Annotated in this window: 15 protein-coding genes; 9 read left to right on the top strand and 6 right to left on the bottom strand. The window is 68.8% G+C overall.

Features of this window, described 5'->3' with window-relative positions:
* Positions 1 to 55 precede the first annotated feature (55 nt).
* From ITP53_RS21320 to ITP53_RS21305, 4 genes are all read right to left on the bottom strand, one after another.
* The gene (locus ITP53_RS21320; RefSeq protein ID WP_195897182.1) at positions 56 to 1120 is read right to left on the bottom strand and encodes a mannosyltransferase family protein; all 1065 of its coding nucleotides are present in this window, start codon (positions 1118 to 1120) and stop codon (positions 56 to 58) included.
* Positions 1117 to 2439, bottom strand: coding sequence for a glycosyltransferase family 87 protein (locus ITP53_RS21315; RefSeq protein WP_195897181.1), 1323 nt, complete (start codon positions 2437 to 2439; stop codon positions 1117 to 1119). The genes ITP53_RS21320 and ITP53_RS21315 overlap by 4 nt, the downstream gene beginning before the upstream one ends.
* The gene (locus tag ITP53_RS21310) at positions 2436 to 4853 is read right to left on the bottom strand and encodes a transglycosylase domain-containing protein (RefSeq protein WP_195897180.1); all 2418 of its coding nucleotides are present in this window, start codon (positions 4851 to 4853) and stop codon (positions 2436 to 2438) included. Before ITP53_RS21310 ends, ITP53_RS21315 begins: the two co-directional genes overlap by 4 nt.
* A gap of 258 nt (positions 4854 to 5111) precedes the next feature.
* Positions 5112 to 5498: a DUF5318 family protein gene (locus ITP53_RS21305; RefSeq protein ID WP_195897179.1), complete on the bottom strand. Its 387-nt coding sequence runs from the start codon at positions 5496 to 5498 to the stop codon at positions 5112 to 5114.
* Positions 5499 to 5631: 133 nt separating this feature from the next.
* Between ITP53_RS21305 and ITP53_RS21300 the strand changes: the two genes are divergently transcribed.
* Entirely contained in the window at positions 5632 to 6222 is a 591-nt protein-coding gene (locus ITP53_RS21300; protein WP_195897178.1) for a PadR family transcriptional regulator, read from the top strand.
* A 12-nt stretch (positions 6223 to 6234) separates the two neighbouring features.
* Entirely contained in the window at positions 6235 to 7314 is a 1080-nt protein-coding gene (locus ITP53_RS21295) for an inositol-3-phosphate synthase (RefSeq protein ID WP_195897177.1), read from the top strand.
* 51 nt (positions 7315 to 7365) lie between these two features.
* On the opposite strand, the gene idi is transcribed toward ITP53_RS21295, so the two are convergent.
* A complete protein-coding gene (gene idi / locus ITP53_RS21290) occupies positions 7366 to 7950 on the bottom strand; it encodes an isopentenyl-diphosphate Delta-isomerase (protein ID WP_195897176.1) in 585 nt (194 codons plus the stop codon).
* 99 nt (positions 7951 to 8049) lie between these two features.
* Between idi and ITP53_RS21285 the strand changes: the two genes are divergently transcribed.
* Positions 8050 to 9336: an MFS transporter gene (locus ITP53_RS21285; protein ID WP_195897175.1), complete on the top strand. Its 1287-nt coding sequence runs from the start codon at positions 8050 to 8052 to the stop codon at positions 9334 to 9336.
* Here the strand turns inward: ITP53_RS21285 and ITP53_RS21280 are convergent.
* Positions 9316 to 10716: a CCA tRNA nucleotidyltransferase gene (locus ITP53_RS21280; RefSeq protein ID WP_195897214.1), complete on the bottom strand. Its 1401-nt coding sequence runs from the start codon at positions 10714 to 10716 to the stop codon at positions 9316 to 9318. The genes ITP53_RS21285 and ITP53_RS21280 overlap by 21 nt on opposite strands.
* Before the next feature lie 147 nt (positions 10717 to 10863).
* On the opposite strand from ITP53_RS21280, the gene ITP53_RS21275 reads away from it, so the two are divergent.
* From ITP53_RS21275 to ITP53_RS21250, 6 genes are all read left to right on the top strand, one after another.
* Complete coding sequence (locus tag ITP53_RS21275) at positions 10864 to 11388, top strand: aminoacyl-tRNA deacylase (protein WP_195897174.1); 525 nt, start codon at positions 10864 to 10866, stop codon at positions 11386 to 11388.
* 50 nt (positions 11389 to 11438) lie between these two features.
* On the top strand, positions 11439 to 13547 hold the full coding sequence (locus ITP53_RS21270) for a DUF6049 family protein (RefSeq protein WP_195897173.1): 2109 nt from the start codon (positions 11439 to 11441) through the stop codon (positions 13545 to 13547).
* On the top strand, positions 13544 to 15151 hold the full coding sequence (gene murJ / locus ITP53_RS21265) for a murein biosynthesis integral membrane protein MurJ (protein WP_236051047.1): 1608 nt from the start codon (positions 13544 to 13546) through the stop codon (positions 15149 to 15151). The genes ITP53_RS21270 and murJ overlap by 4 nt, the downstream gene beginning before the upstream one ends.
* Positions 15152 to 15317: 166 nt before the next feature.
* A complete protein-coding gene (locus ITP53_RS21260) occupies positions 15318 to 16832 on the top strand; it encodes a protein kinase family protein (protein WP_195897172.1) in 1515 nt (504 codons plus the stop codon).
* Positions 16833 to 16847: 15 nt separating this feature from the next.
* Entirely contained in the window at positions 16848 to 17483 is a 636-nt protein-coding gene (gene sigM / locus ITP53_RS21255) for an RNA polymerase sigma factor SigM (protein ID WP_195897171.1), read from the top strand.
* Entirely contained in the window at positions 17473 to 18429 is a 957-nt protein-coding gene (locus tag ITP53_RS21250) for an anti-sigma factor family protein (protein ID WP_195897170.1), read from the top strand. Before sigM ends, ITP53_RS21250 begins: the two co-directional genes overlap by 11 nt.
* Positions 18430 to 18469 lie beyond the last annotated feature (40 nt).

The raw sequence follows: 18469 nt of genomic DNA, 5'->3' as shown, positions 1-18469 counted from the left end.
CACAGCCTGTGGATAACTTCCCTGGATTACCAAGGCGAAGAAACGGGTAGAGAGATCAGCCCGCCCACGCGCCACTGAGGAAACGGGCGGTGTTGATCATCATGAGCGGCCCGCAGATCGTGGCGTAGAGCACGATCAGCCACGCCCGGCGCGTCGCGACCTTGGCGACCAGCACCCAGAGCGGAAACCACAGCACCAGCGAGCGCGGAATCGACAGATAGTACGCCGACGTCATCAGCGCCGCCGCCTGCGCGCCCGTGTAGACGAGCTCGCTCCACCTGCGCAACACGACCAGCCAGAGCAGGACAGCGACGGCCACGACGGCCCCGGCGATCTCCATGCGGAACGCCACCGCGAAGTCGTCCGCGCCCATGGCCGAGTGCCACGTCGTCCGCCACGCCTCCCACGGCCACACGAAGTCACGCCCCCAACCGGCCTCCTGCGCGTGCTTCCAGGCCAGCCAGTCCCCCGACCTGCCGTAGTGGTAATACGAGTACGCCGCCAGCGGCAAGAAGGGCACGACCAACCACCCCGCCCGCCGCGGCGACTCCTTGCTCACGAAGAACTCCACCACGAGCGCGACCGCGAGGAACAACCCCGTGATCCGCACGCAGGAGGCGCCCGCGGCCAGCGCCACCGCGAGCGGCCAGCGGCCCAGCCTGGCCGACAGCCACGCCGGGATCGCGAAGGCCAGGAAGAGCGACTCGCTGTAGCCGGCCGTCAGGAACACCGCCATCGGGAAGGCCAGCAGCGCCAGCACCGCCATCCACCCCGAGGCGCCTTCGAGCTCGGCCAGCCTGGCCAGCGCCACCATGGCCACCGCACCGGAGACCAGGGAGATGAGCAGCCCCGCCGCCGCCCAGTCGGGCACGACGACGTGCACCAGCCGCAGCAACACCGGCAATCCGGGGAAGAACGCGGGCAGCCCCTCGTCCGGCGGCTTGCCTGGCTCGCCGTCGTAGCCGTACTGGGCGATGGTGACGAACAGGCCGGCGTCCCACTGCCGCCACTTGCCGGCGTACTCGCTCAGCGTCACGCCCAGCAACGTCGAGACCAGCAGGCCGGCCCGCGAGCCGAACCAGAGCAGCAGGGCGTCGCGGGCGGCCGACCGAGTGATCACCGGGTGACGGAGGACAGCGTGAACCGGTCAGGGGCGCCCTCGAACACGCCGCCGGCCTGGTCGTCGATATCGGACTGCCGTACCACGTCCTTGCCAGGACGCAGGATGTCGCGCACCACGAACGCCATCATGATCCCGATCGTGATGACGCGTCCCCAGACCGCGGTGAAGTACGTGTCGTCGCCGATGCCCAGGTCGTTCCTGCTGAGCGGCGGCTGGGAGAGCAGGTAGAGCCAGATGGCGGCGAAGTACCACACCTCGGCTAGCTGCCACAGCGCCAGCGGCTTCCAGTTGGGCCTGGCCAGCACGGCGAACGGCACCAGCCACAGCACGAACTGCGGCGACCACACCTTGTTCGTCATCATGAACGCGGCCAGCGCCAGGAAGCAGATCTGCGCCAGCCTCGGCCGCCGCGGCGCGGCCAGCGTGAGCACGGCGATGCCCAGGCACAGGGCGGCCAGCGACACCATGCCCAGCATGCTGACGTCGCTCTCGCCCAGGACGGGCCATCCCTTGTTCTGGAAGAACAGCCACGGCGAGCCCCAGTCGACCCCGCGTTCCTGGGAGAAGACGTAGAACCTGCGCCACCCGTCCCACGCGAAGATCATGAAAGGCGCGTTGACCACGATCCACGCGCCCGCCGCGGAGCCGATCGTGACCAGGAACGGCCGCCATCGCGCGGTACGCAGCGTGAGCAGGAACAACGCGCCCACGAACATCAGCGGGTAGAACTTCGTCGCGATCGCCAGCCCCAGCAGCACCCCCGCGAGCACCTGCCTGCGCCGCCCCCAGGCCAGCAGCATGCCCATGGAGAGCACGCCCGCGACCAGGTCCCAGTTGATGTACGCGGCCAGCACCACGGCGGGCGAGATGGCGTACCAGAGGGCGTCCCACCGCCGCTTCGGCCCGGCCACCGCGGCCATCAGCAGCACGCCGCCCACCAGGCACAGGCCCAGCAGGATGACGGTGATGTCGTAGAACCTGACCGCCTGCGCGACCTGGTCGGGCTCCAGCCAGCGGACGATCCAGCTGATCGCCTGCATGACCTCGCCCAGCACCACCGGGTATTCGACCTGCTTGTCGAACGGCACGTCGGCGAAGTAGGGGTTCTGGGTCGCCAGCCCCCTGTCGAAGTAGAGGGGGTAGATGTCGGTGTAGCAGAAGTTGGTGTACGTCGAGACCTGGTCGTTCCAGCCGCCGGTGCGGCACGGCAGGCGCACGACGTACGCGAGGGTCGCCCCCAGGGCCGCGATCAGCCCCAGGGGAAGGTACGGAACGGTACGCGCCAGCAGCGGAGCGCGTACCTCCGTGCTCGTCACTGGTCCTCTGGTCTACTCGACCTGGCCGCCGGACCCGACCGCGAGTCAGGACCGCCGCCGCCGCCCATCAGCCCTTCGTCCCCGATCTGGGGAACCTCCTCCTGGGTGTCGGTGTCCTCCTCCTCGACGGTGGCCTCACCGTCGTCGATCTCGGGGTCACCGCAGTTGATGAAGCAGTCCTCGGGAAGCTCCTCGTCGAACGGGTTCTCCGTGTCGAACGGGTCCTCCTCGGTCTTCGTCGGCGTGGGCGTCGGGCTAGGCACGATGTTCTCGGGGACGCCGACCTCGGCCTTCTCCGGGAACGGCTCGACCTGCTTGCCCTGGTGCGCGGCCAGCATGAACTTCTGCCAGGCGATCGTGGGCGGGCCCGCGCCCTCGAAGCCCAGGGACACCTCGCGGGCCGAGGTGTACGGCTTCTCCGGCCCCCACTTCTTGCTCGGCTTGCCGCCAGGCGTCACGGGGCAAGCCGAATGCATGGGCGGGACGACCTTGCCCGTCTTCGTCACGCACTCCTCGCGGTAGAACCCGACCGCGGTGGAGTATCGCGGCGTGTAGCCGACGAACCAGGCGCCGTTCTCGTCATTGTTGGTGCCGGTCTTGCCGGCCGCCGGCTGGCTGCCCAGACCCTTGCCCGCCGCGGTGCCGCTCTTCAGCACCTCCGCCATGGCGACCGTGGAATCGGCGGCGACCCCCGGGTCGATGACCGACTTGGCCTGCTTCTGCTCGGGGTAGGCGACCTTCTTGTCCAGCTTGACGTTCTGCACCACGTGGTAGGGGGTGTACTTGCCGCCGTTGGCGAAGATGGAGTAGCCGGCGGCCTGCTCGACCGGCGTCACCGGGGCGCTGCCGATGGCGAACTGGTAGTGGTGCTCGTCGATGTCGGCTTTCATGTCCTCCGGGTCGAAGCCGGCCGCCTCGACGAGGTTGCGCACGTCATCCAGCTGGTTGGGCAGCGCGAACGCCATCGAGACGAACGCGGTGTTGACCGACTGGGCGGTCGCCTTGACCACGTCGACGGCCCGGCCGACGTTGTGACTGTTCGTGATACCGCCGTCCTGCTGACCAGGGAGTTCCTTCGGCACCGTCTCGTTGCCCGGCACATAGCTCTTGAGCGAGTAGCCGGCCTGCAGCCAGGCCGCCAGGACGTACGGCTTGAACGCGGAGGCGGCCTGCTTCTTGGCGTCGAAGGGCTCGTTGACCGGGTCGGTGACGTAGTCGGTACCGCCGTAGAACGCCACGACGCGGCCGTTCTTCGGGTCCACCGCGGCCAGGCCGGCGTGGAACTCCTTGTTCATCCCCTGCATCGTGCTCGTCACCGCTTCCCGAGCGGCACGCATGAGCTTCCTGTCGAAGGTCGAGGTGATCTCGTAGCCGCCGCTCCTGACCTCGTCCGGGGTCAGGCCGCGGTGCTTGAGCTCCTCCAGAACCTGGACCACCATGTAGCCCTTGATGCCGCCGAGCTCGTTGGCGCCCTTGTCGTCGTGCGTCTTGGGGAACTTCGCGGTCTGCGGGAGTTGCCCGTACTTCTCCGGCCAGACCTTGGCCATGTTGGTGATGACGTCCTTGAAGCGGCTTCTGAGCGCGGGCTCGTCATCCTTCCAGCTGGGCTGCTGAATGCGCGCGGCGAGATAGGCGCCCTGCTCAGGGGTCAGCTTGGCGGCGGAGACGTTGAAGTAGGCCCTCGAGGCCGCCTCGACGCCGTAAGCCTTGCCGAAGTTGACCGTGTTGAGGTAGGTCTCGAGGATCTCGTCCTTCGTCATCTCGTCGTCGAGCTTGACCGCGACGAAGATCTCATTGACCTTACGCTTGATCGACACTTCCTGGCTGAGGCCCTCGTAGTAGCCGCGGGCCATCTGCTGGGTGATCGTCGAAGCGCCCTGGAGCTGCTGCCCGGTCGCGGTCATGTACAGGGACCTGAACATGGCGGGGATCGAGATGCCGGAGTCCTCGTAGAAGCTCTGGTTCTCGATGGCGATCGCGGCTTCCCTGACGTGCTCGGAGATCTGCGCGAGCTTGACCGACTTCCGCGGTGTCCCGAGCTTGGCGATCACGGTCTTGCCGTCGTTGTAGTAGATCGTGCTCTGCTGCGCGGTCGCCTCGGCCTGCGCCGTCGTCGGGATCGGGGTGTTGGCGTACGCGACCATGATCATGCCGAAGATGCCGGCCGCGACCACCACGAACCCGGCCACCAGGATCTTCCAGCTGGGGACGAACCTGCGCCAGCCGCCCTTGGTCTTCTTCGGCGGGGCCGGGGGGCCAGGTGGCCGGCCGCCGCCGCTCCTGCGGGAGCGGCGCGGCATGTCGCTGGCCATCGTCTCCTGGTTGCTCATCGCGCGCGTGTCCTGGCGAGCACGTGAGCGCGGCGGCTGCTCGGAGCGCGCGGAAGGAGACTCCTCGTAAGGCTGCGCCGCCATGGCGCCCGTCTGCTCGTAGGCCGCTTCTGCACGGCGCTGCGGTTGTGCGGCGCCCCAGCCCTGCTCACCCGTTTGTGGCGGAGAACTCTGGGGAACGGAACGGGATGAGCTGGACCGACGGCGCCTTCCAGGGCGGGCCGTCCCCTCATTCATGCTCTCACTCACACGTCCTCGCATCGTCGGCTGAACAAAACGGCGTTCGGGCGCGCATGCATTCGCCGCCCTCGGTCTTCACACTCGGGTCGTCACATCTGACCGTCACATCTGGCTGGCACGGTCAGGCGGTCCGTTCCCGAGGACGTACGAGACCGTCAGGTGGTTCCAGGAACAACCTTGACAGACCTCGACGACGTACACCCTGAACTCATCGTAATCATGGGCCATCGCGACGAGTTCTGACATGACCTTTGCCTGTCCGGCATGCCGCCCGAGCGCATCGCCGTAAACATAGGTCACGTTGGTGACGTTCTCCCTTTCGCAGACCGGGCAGGGGCGTTCGGTCGGCTCGCCGAAGTGGCGCGCCGCGCGAAGGAGGTAGGGCTGTGCGTCACAGACATCGCCGCGGGAGGCGTGCCCGGTGCGCAGGGAGCGGACCACCGCCCTTTTGGCGAGGCCGTAATCCACCACCCTTCGCTGTGACCACATGAGCGCCAGACTACGGCGTTTTTCCGGATCATCCCAACGGCTTGCGGGATTCGTGGATTGCGGGCATATAGCGGCCCGACGTATCCTGGAGATGTATCGGCTCGATACATCGACGCGAGAGGGGGCGGTTCCAGTGGCCAGCGGACAGGGCAGGGTTTTGGAGCTGGCCGTGCTCGGGTCGTTGCACGAGACGCCGCTACACGGCTACGAGCTGCGCAAACGGCTCAACGCCCTGCTGGGGATGTTCCGTGCGTTCTCCTACGGGTCGCTGTACCCCTGTCTGCGATCCCTGCTGGCGCGGGGCCTCATCGCGGAGGAGCAGCCCGCTCCGTCCGCGATCGTCGGCGGCCGGTCGAAGATCGTCTACAAGCTCACCGCCGAGGGCAAGGAGCGGCTGCAGGACATGCTGTCCCAGGCCGGTCCTTCAGCCTGGGAGGACGAGAGCTTCGGCGTGCACTTCGCGTTCTTCCGGCACACCGAGGCGGAGGTGCGGCTGCGCATTCTCGAGGGCCGGCGCAGCCGGCTCGAGGAGCGGCTCGACGCGGTGCGCACGGCGCTCGCGCGCACCAGGGAGCGCCTCGACAGTTACACGCTCGAGCTGCAGCGTCATGGGCTCGAGTCGGTCGAGCGCGAGGTGCGCTGGCTCAACGAGCTGATCGCGACAGAGCGTCGGGCCTCATCGGAGGAGAGGCCCGAAAGAGATACCACGTCAACTGATGAGTAAGGAGCGAGTGCGATGGGTTCGGTTCGCGTGGCCATTGTCGGTGTCGGCAACTGCGCGTCGTCGCTGGTCCAGGGCGTTCACTATTACAAGGACGCCGACCCGGACATCCGGGTCCCGGGCCTGATGCACGTGAAGTTCGGCGACTACCACGTCGGCGACGTCGAGGTCGTCGCGGCGTTCGACGTGGATGCCAAGAAGGTCGGGCGCGACCTGTCCGAGGCGATCGTCGCCAGCGAGAACAACACGATCAAGATCACGGATGTGCCGCCCACGGGGGTGACGGTTCAGCGCGGTCACACCTACGACGGTCTGGGTGAGTTCTACAGCGAGATCATCGAGGAGTCCGACGAGGCACCCGTCGATGTGGTCCAGGTGCTCCGTGACAACCGGGTCGACGTCCTGGTCTCCTACCTGCCGGTGGGTTCGGAGGACGCCGACCGCTTCTACGCGCAGTGCGCCATCGACGCCGAGGTGGCGTTCGTGAACGCGCTGCCGGTCTTCATCGCCTCCGACCCCGTGTGGGCGGAGAAGTTCACCAAGGCGGGGGTGCCGATCGTCGGCGACGACATCAAGTCGCAGGTCGGCGCCACGATCACGCACCGCGTGCTGGCCAAGTTGTTCGAGGACCGCGGGGTGGAGCTGCTGCGCACGTACCAGCTCAACTTCGGCGGCAACATGGACTTCATGAACATGCTGGAGCGCAAGCGGCTCCAGTCCAAGAAGATCTCCAAGACGCAGTCGGTCACCTCGCAGATCCCGCACGAGATGCGCAAGGCCGACGTGCACATCGGCCCGTCCGACCACGTGCCGTGGCTCGACGACCGCAAGTGGGCCTACGTCAGGCTCGAGGGGCGTTCCTTCGGTGACACACCGCTCAATCTGGAGTACAAGCTCGAGGTTTGGGACTCCCCCAACTCGGCGGGCATCATCATCGACGCCGTCAGGGCCGCCAAGATCGCCCTCGACCGGGGCATCGGCGGGCCGGTCCTGTCGGCGTCGTCGTACTTCATGAAGTCGCCGCCGGAGCAGTACTCCGACGACGAGGCTCGCGACTACGTCGAGAAGTTCATCAGGGGCGAGGTCGAGCGCTGACCTCCTGAACCTGAGAAAGGCGCCGCAGCGGATGTGGCGCCTTTCTCAGGTTCAGAGGCGGGCGGCGGGGGGCAGGTCGGCCGCCGGGGCGGGTTGCCACATCGTCGGGTCGGCGCCGAGCCCGGTCAGCAGCGGCACCTGCTCCCTGCACCACGGCGAGACGGCCAGCAGGCCGTTCTGGACGCCGTCGACGAACTCCTTCCACGGCATCCACCGCGTCTGCCCCACCTCGTCGGGGTTGGGCGTGACGGGCGAGCCGACCGTGACGCGGTAGACCGGGCAGAGCTCGTGCTCGACGATCCCGTTGGTCATGGCGGCGCGGTAGGCGAAGGTCGGCAGCATCAGGTCGGCGCGTGCCACGGAAAGACCCAGCTCGTACGAGAGCCTGCGCAGGACCGCGTGGTCGAGCGCCTCACCGGGCAGCGGGTGGCCGCAGCAGCTGTTGGTCCAGACGCCGGGCCAGGTGATCTTGTGGTCCGCCCGCCTGGTGAGCAGCACGCGGCCGTCCTGGTCGAAGACGTAGCTGGAGAACGCAAGATGCAGGGGGGTGTCATGGCGGTGCACCGCCGTCTTGGGGGCGGTGCCGAGTGCATGGCCGTCACGGTCAACCAGCACGACGTGTTCCTCGGTCGTCACGCTATGAAGCGTACGAGATCATGAGCACCGATTGGAACCTCATTCGGATTTGATACTCCAACTCGGTTCCGGCAGGTGCGGTCCGGCTAGGCTGACCGCGTGTCATTCGTCGCCGATCTCCGCGTGGTCCTTCGTGGCAGGGATTTCAGACGGTTGTTCGGCACGCGGCTGGTTTCCCAGTTCTCCGATGGGATCTTCCAGTTCGGCGTGACCGGCTTCGCGTTCTTCAGTCCCGAGAGCCAGACCACCGCGCTCGAAGTGGCCGCGGGGCTCGCCGTGCTGCTGCTGCCGTACAGCATCCTCGGTCCCTTCGTCGGTGTGTTCATCGACCGCTGGTCGCGGCGGCAGATCCTGATGGTCGCGCCCATCGTGCGTGGCGCGTTGCTGCTGGTCGCCGCGGGGCTGGTCGTCGCGGACGTGCCCGATCCCGCGTTCTACGCGGCGGCGCTGGCCGTGCTCGGCGTCAACAGGTTCTTCCTGGCCGCGCTCGGCGCCTCGCTGCCGCACGTGGTGCCCGCCGACCGGCTGATGGCGGCCAACGCGGTCACGCCCACGTCCGGGACCGTGGTGACGTTCGTGGGCGCGGGCGTCGGGTTCCTGCTGCGCGAGGTGCTCGGCGGTGACGACGTCGGCGTCGGGCTGCTGCTGGCCACCTCCGGCGTGATGTTCGGGCTGAGCGCGCTGGTCGCGCGCACGATGGGGCGCGACCTGCTGGGCCCGTCGTACGACGCCGCCAGGCCGAAGGCACGCGAGGCCCTGCGCAACGTCGTGGTCGGCCTGGCCGACGGCGCCAAGCACCTGGCGGGCCATCGGATCGCCGCCGCCACCATGGGCGCGATGGCCGCCCACCGCTTCTTCTACGGCATGGCGACGGCGATCGGCATCATCCTCTACCGCTACTACTTCACCGACGGCGACCCCGACGCCGCGCTGCGCGGCATCAGCCTGGTGGTGGCCACCTCCGGCTTCGGCTACTTCCTCGCCGTGATCATCACCCCGTACGCGACCGAGTGGTTCGGGATCGAGCGCTGGGTGCCGATCGCGTTGTCGGTGGCCGGCGTGCTGTCGGCCGTGCTCGTGGCGCCGTTCCAGGAGTGGGGGCTGCCGGTGGCCGGGTTCGTGCTGGGCGTGGCGGGGCAGAGCGTCAAGATCTGCGCCGACACCACGGTCCAGCGCGACGTGGAGGACATCTACCTGGGCCGGGCGTTCTCGATCTACGACATGCTCTTCAACGGCATGTACGTCCTCGCCGCGGCCCTGTCGGCGGTCATCCTCCCCCCGAACGGCAAGTCCTACCTCGCCCTCATGATCATCACGGCGGGCTACTTCGCCTCCGCCTTCGCCTACCGGATGATCACGATGTCGTCACGTGCCAAGGTCGTGTGACCTGGCCCACTCCAGCAGCGCCTCGGTGGCCGCCTCCTTGCCGATCATGCCCTTGTCGAGCCTGAGGTCGAGCAGGAACCTGTACGCCTCCCCCACCACCGGCCCAGGACCGACGCCGAGGACGCGCTGGATCTCGTTGCCGTCGAGCTCGGGCCGGATCTTGGCCAGCTCCTCCTCCTCGGCGAGCCTCGCGATGCGCTCCTCGAGGTGGTCGTAGGTACGCGACAGCGCGGCCGCTTTGCGCTTGTTGCGCGTGGTGCAGTCGGCCCTGGTCAGCTTGTGCAGCCGCTCCAGCAGGTGACCGGCGTCGCGGACGTAGCGGCGTACGGCGCTGTCGGTCCACTCACCCGTGCCGTAGCCGTGGAAGCGCAGGTGCAGCTCGACCAGCCGCGAGACGTCGGCCACCACGTCCTTGGGGAAGCGCAGCTCGGTCATCCGCTTTTTCGTCAGCTGGGCGCCGACCACCTCGTGGTGGTGGAACGACACCCGCCCGCCCACTTCGTGGCGGCGCGTCTTGGGCTTGCCGATGTCGTGCATGAGCGCCGCCCAGCGCAGGATCCGGTCGGGCTTCCCGTCCTCCTCCTGCGCGATGGCCTGCTCCAGCACGGTCAGCGAGTGCTCGTAGACGTCCTTGTGCCGGTGGTGCTCGTCGATCTCCAGGCGCAGTTTGGGCAGCTCGGGCAGCACGTACGCGGCCAGCCCCGTCTCTACCAGCAGCCGCAGCCCCTCGCGCGGGTAGGTGCCGCAGATGAGCTTGTCGAGCTCCTCGCGGATCCGCTCGGCAGAGACGATCTCGATGCGCTCGGCCATCCCGGTCATCGCCGCCACCGCCCGCGCGTCCACGGAGAACCCGAGCTGCGAGGCGAACCTGGCGGCGCGCAGCATGCGCAGCGGGTCGTCGTCGAAGGACCGCTCCGGCTTGCCCGGCGTGCGCAACAGCTTGGCGGCCAGGTCGCTCAGCCCGCCGTAGGGGTCGACGAACTCGTGGCCGGGCAGGCGTACCGCCATCGCGTTGACCGCGAAGTCGCGCCGCTCCAGGTCCGCTTCGAGGGTCTCGCCGTACATGACGTCGGGTTTGCGGGACTTCGGGTCGTACGACTCACTGCGGTACGTCGTGACCTCGATCTGCCAGGCGCCCTTGCGCAGACCCACGGTGCCGAAGTCGATGCCGATCGTCCACACGGAGTCGGCCCAGTCCCTGACGATCTCCAGAACCCGCTCGGGGTGGGCGTCGGTCGTCAGGTCGAGGTCGTTGCCGATGCGGCCGAGCAGGAGATCGCGCACCGGACCGCCGACGAGGGCCAACTCGTGGCCCTTGGCGGCGAACAGGCGGCCGAGCTCGTCGGCCACCGGGGCGATCTTGCGGAACAGGTCGGTCATGGCCCGCCGCTGGCTTTCGGTCAGTGTTGAGTCGGACAAACGAGTCGGTCCTTCGATTCCGGAACATATCCCCCGGGCCACACCAGGTCCGGGTTACCGTCGGTCAAGGGACCGTCGGGGGCCATGGAACGAGGTAAGGAGGCATATATGAAGGACGCCCTCGCGATCCACCGCTGGCTCCTCACACACCAGGTCCATCATGAGATCGTACGCCTTCCGCGCCCCATGACTTGCGCGGAAGAACTGCCGGAGACGGTCTCCGCGGCGCCCGGGAGGTGCCTGATGGTGACGGTGTTCGAGGTCGCCACCAGGATCGACCGCGAGGTCGTCATCGCGGTCACGTCCACCGTGGCGGCCCCGCCACCTCCGGGAGCCATCGGCGGACTACTCGGCGCACGCCAGGTACGCCCCGCGCCCGCCCACGTCGTCAACGCGGCGACCGACTACGCCGACGGGCTGGTCTGCCCGTTGCTGCTGCCCGAGTCGCTGCCGATGCTCATCGACGACCGGATCAGACCGGACTCCGAGCCGATCTTCACCACCACCGGCGAACGGCACACCGCGCTCACCATGCGGGCGCTGGACCTGCTGGCACTCCTGCCCGGCAAGATGGCCGACCTACGCGGCACACGCCGGAGGGGATCACGTGAGGCGGTCGCGGGGCGGCACTGAACCCGTACCATTGCGGGCGTGCGTCGTCGTACTCCAGGCCGGGCTTCCGCGTGATCCGTAAGGCCGCGCTGCTCGCCGTGCTGTCCGCCGCGTTGCTCGCCCCCATGGTGGCCGCGACGCCGAGCACGGCTGCCACGAAGGCGAGCAGGCAGACCCTGGCCGTGTCGATCTCCTCGATCACGCCTGAGGTGCCGAAGAGCCAGACCGATGTGATCAAGTTCACCGGCACGGTACGCAACGACACCGGCACGCCCATGTCCGCCCTGCGCGTACGCCTGCGCTACACGCAGCAGAAGTTCACCGACCGCGTCACCATGGCCGCCTACCAGAGCGACCAGAACCCCGCGACCCTCCCGCCGAGCGTCTCGTTCTCCTCGGCGATGGACCTGCCGCCGCTGGCCGCCGGCGCCCAGGCGCGCTGGGAGTTCACCGCGACGCCTGTGCAGCTCGGCTACCGGTCGTTCGGGGTCTATCCGGTGGCCGTCGACGTGGCCCAGAACAACGTGCCGATCACCACCGCGCAGCGGACCTACCTCACCTACGCGCCGCCCACCGAGCCGAAGCTGCCGCGCAACCCGCTGGCCATCGCGCTGCCCGTCATCGACCAGCCGCACCGGGCGACCGACGACGCCCTGTTCGTCGACGAGAAGCTGAGCGAGGCGATCGCCGACCGGGGCCGGCTCGCCGACCTGGCCACCATCGCGCAGTCCGCGCCCAAGGCCGTCACCTGGTTCGTCGACCCCGCGCTGCTCGACGACCTCAACACGATGACGAAGGGCTACCGGGTCAAGACCGAGGACGACGAGGAGGAGAGGCCGGGCAGCGCCGAGGCCGCGACGTGGCTGACGACCATGCGGACCGCGCTGGCCGCCTCACCCGTGGTCGCGGTCCCGTACGCGGATCCCGACGTGGCGGCGCTCGCGCACCGCGGGCTGGACACGCAGACAAACCGGGCGATCGAGCTGGCCGGGCAGGTGGCCAGGGCGCTGCTCAACCGCAACGCCGAGACCACCACCAACTGGCCGCCCGCGGGCCTGCTCGACGCCGACGCGCTCGACCTGCTCTCGGTCAGCAGCCAGAAGGTCGACCGGGTCCTGCTCGACTCCACCAACCTGCCGCCGGAGCCGCCGGTCGCGTTCACGCCCGACGCCGCCTCCACGCTCGACTCGGTCAACGGGCCGGTCACCGCGCTGGTCGCGGACGCCGAGCTGAGCCGCCTGTTCGAGCCGACCGCGCCGACGTCCGTACTGCTCAGCACGCAGCGTTTCATCGCCGAGACCGCGATGATCGCCGCCGAGGCCGGTCAGACCACACCGCGGTCCCTGGTCGTCGCCCCTTCGCGACGCTGGGACCCCAACCCGACGCTCGTCACCGCGTTGCTGAAGGTCGCGGGCCGGCTCCCGTGGCTGCAGATGACCAACCTCGACTCGATCAAACCGGGCAAGGCCCCGGTCCCCCGTGCCGGCCTGACCTACACCGACAAGGACCGCCACGAGGAGCTGACCGGCAAATACCTCGCGCCGGTCAAGGAGGTCGGGTCGCAGGCCCAGCTCACCTCCCTGATCACCTCCGACGGGACGCGGTCGAGCTTCGACGCGGCGGTGCTCAGGACCGCCTCGTCGGCCTGGCGTAACGGCACCCGCGCCGGCCGCGCGGTGACCAACCTGGTGAGAACGGCCGTCACGGCCAGGATCGACAAGGTCCAGATCACCGGCACCGGCCCCGACCGCCCGCGCACGCTCGCGGGCACCAACGGGGTGGTGCCGATCAGCGTGAAGAACTCGCTGAGCACGCCCGTCTCCCTCTACATCGACGTCAAGTCGAACAACCCCAACCTGCTGCAGGTCAACTTCAGCCAGGAGGAGCCGCTGCCGATCGGCGGCGGGCAGAGTGGCACGGTGCAGGTGCCGATGAACGCCACGACGACCACCAGCGGTGACGCGACGGTGACCGTCCAGCTCAAGACCCGCGAAGGCCTGCCGTACGGCGAGCCGCAGCGGCTGACCATCCGCACCACCGGCTACACCGGGATCGCCCTGGTGATCGTGGGCGCGGCGCTGACCGTGATGCTCGCGGCCGTGGTGACGCGCGTGCTGCGCCGCAGGTCCGAGCGGAAGCTCGCGCGTGCCGCCAAGTCCCGGGAAAGTGAGACCGTATGAGCCGCATGCTTCGGGCCAGCGCCGTCATGGCGGCGGGCACGATGGTGTCCAGGGTCACGGGGTTCGTGCGGACCATGGTGCTCGCCTACGCCATCGGCACGGCGGCGCTCGGCGACTCCTACAACGTCGCGTACCAGATCCCGTACAGCATCCTCGACCTGTTGCTGCTGGGCGTGCTCAGCAGCGTCGTGGTGCCGATGATCGTGCGGGCGCAGCAGCACGACCCCGACGGCGGCCGGGCCTACGAGCAGCGGCTGCTGACGCTCTCGACGGTGGCGCTGGTCGCCGTCGCCGTCGCCGCCGTGTTCGCCGCGCCGCTGATCATCGACCTCTACACCGTCTGGGACGTCGGCAGCACGCAGTACGAGGTCGCGGTCACGCTGGCCAGGCTCATCCTGCCGCAGCTCGCCTTCTTCGGCATCGGCGCGGTGGCGGGCGCCGTGCTCAACACGCGCGACCGCTACGGCGCGCCCATGTGGGCGCCGGTCGTCAACAACCTGTTCGTCATCTGCGTGTTCCTGGCCTACGCCGTGTTCGGCACCGGGGGCGGCGACATCGCGCGGGTCACCGACGGCGACCTGGCGCTGCTCGGCCTCGGCACCACGGCCGGCATCGTGGCCCAGGCGGTCGTGCTGATCCTTGCGCTCAAGCGGGCCGGGTTCTCCTTCGTGCCGCGCCTGGACGTGCGCAACGCGCGCCTGGGCGAGATGGCCAAGGCCGGTGTGTGGACGATCGGCTACGTGGTCATCACCCAGCTCGGCTTCGTGCTGACGACCAACCTGGCCAGCTCGGCGGGCGACGCGGTGGCCGGGCACGGCGTCAGCCCGTACACGTTGGCGTTCCAGCTTTTCCAGCTTCCGTACGGTGTCATCGGCGTCTCGGTGATCACGGCCATGCTGCCGCGGATGAGCCGGGCCGTCGGGGAGGGCCGCTTCGGCGACGTGCGCAGCGAGTTCGGGTCGAGCGTGCGGCTGATCTGCTCGCTGATGGTGCCGGTGTCGCTGCTGCTCATGGTGCTCGGGCCGGCGATCACCGTGCCGATCTACGGGCACGGGGCCAACAGCGTCGCCGACGCCGTCTACATCGGCAACGTGTTGCAGGTGTACGGGCTGGCGCTGGTGCCGTTCGCGCTCTTCCAGCTGTTGCTCCGGGTTTTCTACAGTTTCGGCGACACTCGTACGCCGGTGTTCATCGGCGCGGGGACGACGGCGGTCAACGCGTTGCTCATGGTGCTGTTCTACAACCTCCTGCCGGCCCGTTACGCGGTGATGGGGCTGGCGCTCGCGTACGCCATCGCGTACGCGCTGGGCGCGGTCGCGGGCTGGTTGCTGGCCAGCCGCCGGCTCCAGGGGCTGGGCGGCTGGGCCATCGGCATGGCGATGACCAGGATGTACCTCGCGGCGCTGCCCACGGCGGCGCTGTCGCTGGCCGCGGTCTGGGCGGTCACGCAGATGTTCGGCGGTCTCGCCCTCGTCAACTCACTGATCGTTCTCGCGATCGCCGGCGGTCTCGGTTTGCTGCTCTATCTCGGCGTGGCCCACAGAATGCGCATTCCGGAGGTCAACTCGATCGTTGGGATGGTCGCGGGGCGGGTAGGTCGGTAAAGAACGCGGGCGGAATCTACTCGGCACTACCATGGAGCCCGACACGCGCGAATGGAAGCAGGAGGGGCGTGGGCGGATCCACCCGGCATAGCGGGCCTTCGTGGGACACCACCACGCGGGTGAGTCGAGTCATGAGAAGGCCCGATCGGCCGAGCGGAGTGAGCCAGTGAGCACGTCGGCCGTCGAACCCGGCACCCGCCTCGCCGAACGCTTCCGGCTGGAGGACCGCGTCAGCGAGTCCGACGGCGCGACCCTGTGGAAGGCCATCGACGAGATCCTCGCCCGTCCCGTGGCCGTGCACACGTTCACATCCGACTTCCCCCGCGTCCACGAGGTCGTCACGGCCGCCCGCGCCGCGAGCAGGCTGACCGACCCGCGCCTGACCCAGGTGTTCGACGCCGGCGAGGACGGCAAGCACTCCTACGTGGTGAGCGAGTGGGTCACCGGCGAGACGCTGACCGACCTGCTGGCCTCAGGACCGCTGGAGCCCGAGCGCGCGGCCGGGCTGGTCGCCGAGGCCGCCGAGGCGCTCGCGCACGCCCACGAGGCGCAGCTCTACCACCTGTGCCTGCGCCCCTCCCACCTGGTGTGGACGACCGGCAACACGGTTAAGGTGCTCGGCGTCGCCGTCGACGCCGCGCTGTCCGGGCTCACCACCGACCAGCCCGCGCTCGACGACGCGGAGGGGCTGGGCCGGCTGCTCTACGCCGGGCTGACCGGTCACTGGCCGGGTGACGAGGAAGAGGGCGAGCTGCCCGCCGCCCCCATGACCGACGGCCACTTCTGCACGCCCCGCCAGGTCACCGCCGGGGTGCCCGGCTACCTCGACGCGGTGACCATACGGGCCTGCCTGCCCGAGACCCGCAAGGGCCAGGGCGCGCTGGTCAGCCCGGCCGAGGTGGCCGAGGCGCTGGCCGACGTGGCCAGGCCCATGCCGATCCCGATCGCCTACCCCTCGACGCCCGCGGTGGCCTCCGCCTCCCACACCGAGGGCCTGGACATCGCCCACCGCCAGCAGCTCACCGTGCCACCGCCGCAGCCCGTGCCGCGTCGTCCGCCCTCCGGTGGCGGCGGCGGCACGCTCAACCGGGTGCTGATGACGCTGGTGGTCCTGCTCGTCATCGCCGCCGTCGGCGTCGGCGCCTGGACGATCGGCCGCAGCCTGGGCAGTCCCACCACCCCCGAGGCGCAGCCCGGCACCCCGAGCGTCTCCGCGTCGGCGTCGGCCGAGGCCGAGGCGGTCGAGCCGGAGAAGGCCCAGGGTTTCGACCCGCTCGGCGACAGCGATGAGAAGTCCGAAATGGCGGAGCTGGCCATCGACGGCAAGCCCGGCACCCTGTGGAAGACCGAGGCCTACACCAGCGCCGATCTCGGCAACCTCAAGGAGGGCGTCGGCCTGCTGCTCGACATGGGCAAGTCCATGCAGATCAGTGAAGTGGTGGCTACTCTGTCGGATGCGTCCGGCGCCGGCGTCGAGCTCAAGGTGGGCGACTCTCCCGAGCTGGACGCGCTGAAGACCGTGGCCACCGAGAAGAACGCGTCGGGCGAGACCACGCTGACTCCTGATCAAGCGGCAAGCGGCCAGTACGTTTTGATCTGGTTTACACGTGTTCCGGCGGATGCAGGCAAGTTTCATGGCACCATCTATGAAGTAGTGGTGCACTCTCCCGGATCGGCATAATCAGGAATCTCTCTTGTGAACTCCCCACCCGAGACACCCTCTCCAGCGGAGCGGCCGGCGGTCACAGACGCCGAGCTGCTGACCGCGCACATCAACGGGGATCCACACGCCTTCAGCGAAATCGTCAAGCGACACCGCGACCGTATGTGGGCGGTCGCCCTGCGTACGCTCGGTGACCCTGACGAGGCCGCCGACGCCGTGCAGGACGCCTTCGTCTCCGCCTACCGCAAGGCCGCCACGTTTCGCGGCGAAGCAGCCGTCACCACCTGGCTGCACCGCATCGTGGTCAACGCCTGTCTCGACAGGATGCGCCGAAAATCAGTCAGGCCGGTCGCCGACGACGAGCTGATCGAGGCGGCCGAGCGTGAGACTCCGCTGCCGGACCAGACCGTGGAGCGCGAGGTCTCCATGGAGGTTTCGGCCGCACTGAAACTGCTGCCCAGCGACCAGCGGGCGGCTCTCGTACTCGTAGACATGATGGGTTATTCGGTCGAAGACGCAGCTCAGGTGCTCAATGTGCCGAGCGGCACCGTGAAGAGCAGGTGTGCCAGAGGGCGCGCGAAACTTGCCCCGATTCTTTCGCATCTGCGGAACCGAACGGACCTCAATCGCGTCTCATCCGCGAAGGGAGCAGAACTTCGTGACGGGTGATACGCACTACGATCTGGAGATCCTGGCCGAGTTGGCCGAGGGTCTCCTGGACGCCGGTACGGCGCGCCAGGTCCGCGAGCATCTCGCGGTCTGCGACCCCTGCGGGGAGCGACTGGCAGACCTGGCGGCGGTTCGCGAGGTCCTCGCGGCGACTCCCACCCCGGCCATGCCGATGGGTGTCGCACTACGCATCGACAATGCTCTGGCGGCCGAGGCGGAGTCTCGGCGCGGGGGTATCGGCCTCGTGGCAACACCCGACTGGGACGAGCTCATGCGGGATGCCCCATGGGAGCGGTCAGTCGAGGTGCCGGAGCCTGCCCGCTTCGGACGGGCCTCCACGGACGTCCCTGAGACGGACCCGGCGGACACGCCGGAGCCGGTGCGCCTCGGCGTGGTCGCAGGCGACGGCACCATCGTCCCGGCCAGGCGGAGAGCCGCCCGGCGGCGCCGATGGGCGATGCCGGCGGTGGCGGCCGCGGCGGCCGCCGTCGTGGTGGTGGGTGCCACCGTGGCCTCCACCGGCCTGCTGACAGCCGGCGACGGCACGGCACCGAGTGGGAGCGGCGGCGGCGTGGAAGCCAAGTCCGCGACCCCTCCCAGGAACTCTCAGTGGGCGGAGGTCCAGCCGACCAGGCCGTACGTGCTGACCGACAGCGGCCACAACTACAGCGACCAGGACCTGCGTCAGCCGATCGAAGGCATGTTCGGCTTCGTCCGCATGATGGACGAGGGCGACTCCTCCGACGGCCAGGTCGACAAGTGCGTGAGCCGGGTGGCGAGCCGGTCCAAGCTGCCGACGTACGCGGTCGACCAGGGCCAGTACAACGGCCAGGAGGCACTCGTCATCGCCTCCTGGAAGAACAAGGCCGACCAGCGGTTGCGCATCGACATCGTCGACCCGTTCAACTGCAAGAACCTGCGTAAGCCCGCCCTGGGCCGCTGGTAGACGTAAAACCGGCGTCAGCGCCCGCTTCGGCGGGCTCTTT

The sequence above is a fragment of the Nonomuraea cypriaca genome (assembly GCF_015645445.1).
In the GTDB taxonomy this organism is placed as follows: Bacteria; Actinomycetota; Actinomycetes; order Streptosporangiales; family Streptosporangiaceae; genus Nonomuraea; species Nonomuraea cypriaca.
Note: the sequence above shows the minus strand (reverse complement) of the source record. Positions and strands in the feature narration are given on the sequence as shown.

Coding starts and splice junctions, on each gene's coding strand:
- murJ (WP_236051047.1), top strand. CDS start 13,544: ATGAGCCGCATGCTTCGGGCCAGCGCCGTCATGGCGGCGGGCACGATG.
- ITP53_RS21280 (WP_195897214.1), bottom strand. CDS start 10,716: ATGACCGACCTGTTCCGCAAGATCGCCCCGGTGGCCGACGAGCTCGGC.
- ITP53_RS21275 (WP_195897174.1), top strand. CDS start 10,864: ATGAAGGACGCCCTCGCGATCCACCGCTGGCTCCTCACACACCAGGTC.
- ITP53_RS21310 (WP_195897180.1), bottom strand. CDS start 4,853: ATGGCGGCGCAGCCTTACGAGGAGTCTCCTTCCGCGCGCTCCGAGCAG.
- ITP53_RS21305 (WP_195897179.1), bottom strand. CDS start 5,498: ATGTGGTCACAGCGAAGGGTGGTGGATTACGGCCTCGCCAAAAGGGCG.
- ITP53_RS21295 (WP_195897177.1), top strand. CDS start 6,235: ATGGGTTCGGTTCGCGTGGCCATTGTCGGTGTCGGCAACTGCGCGTCG.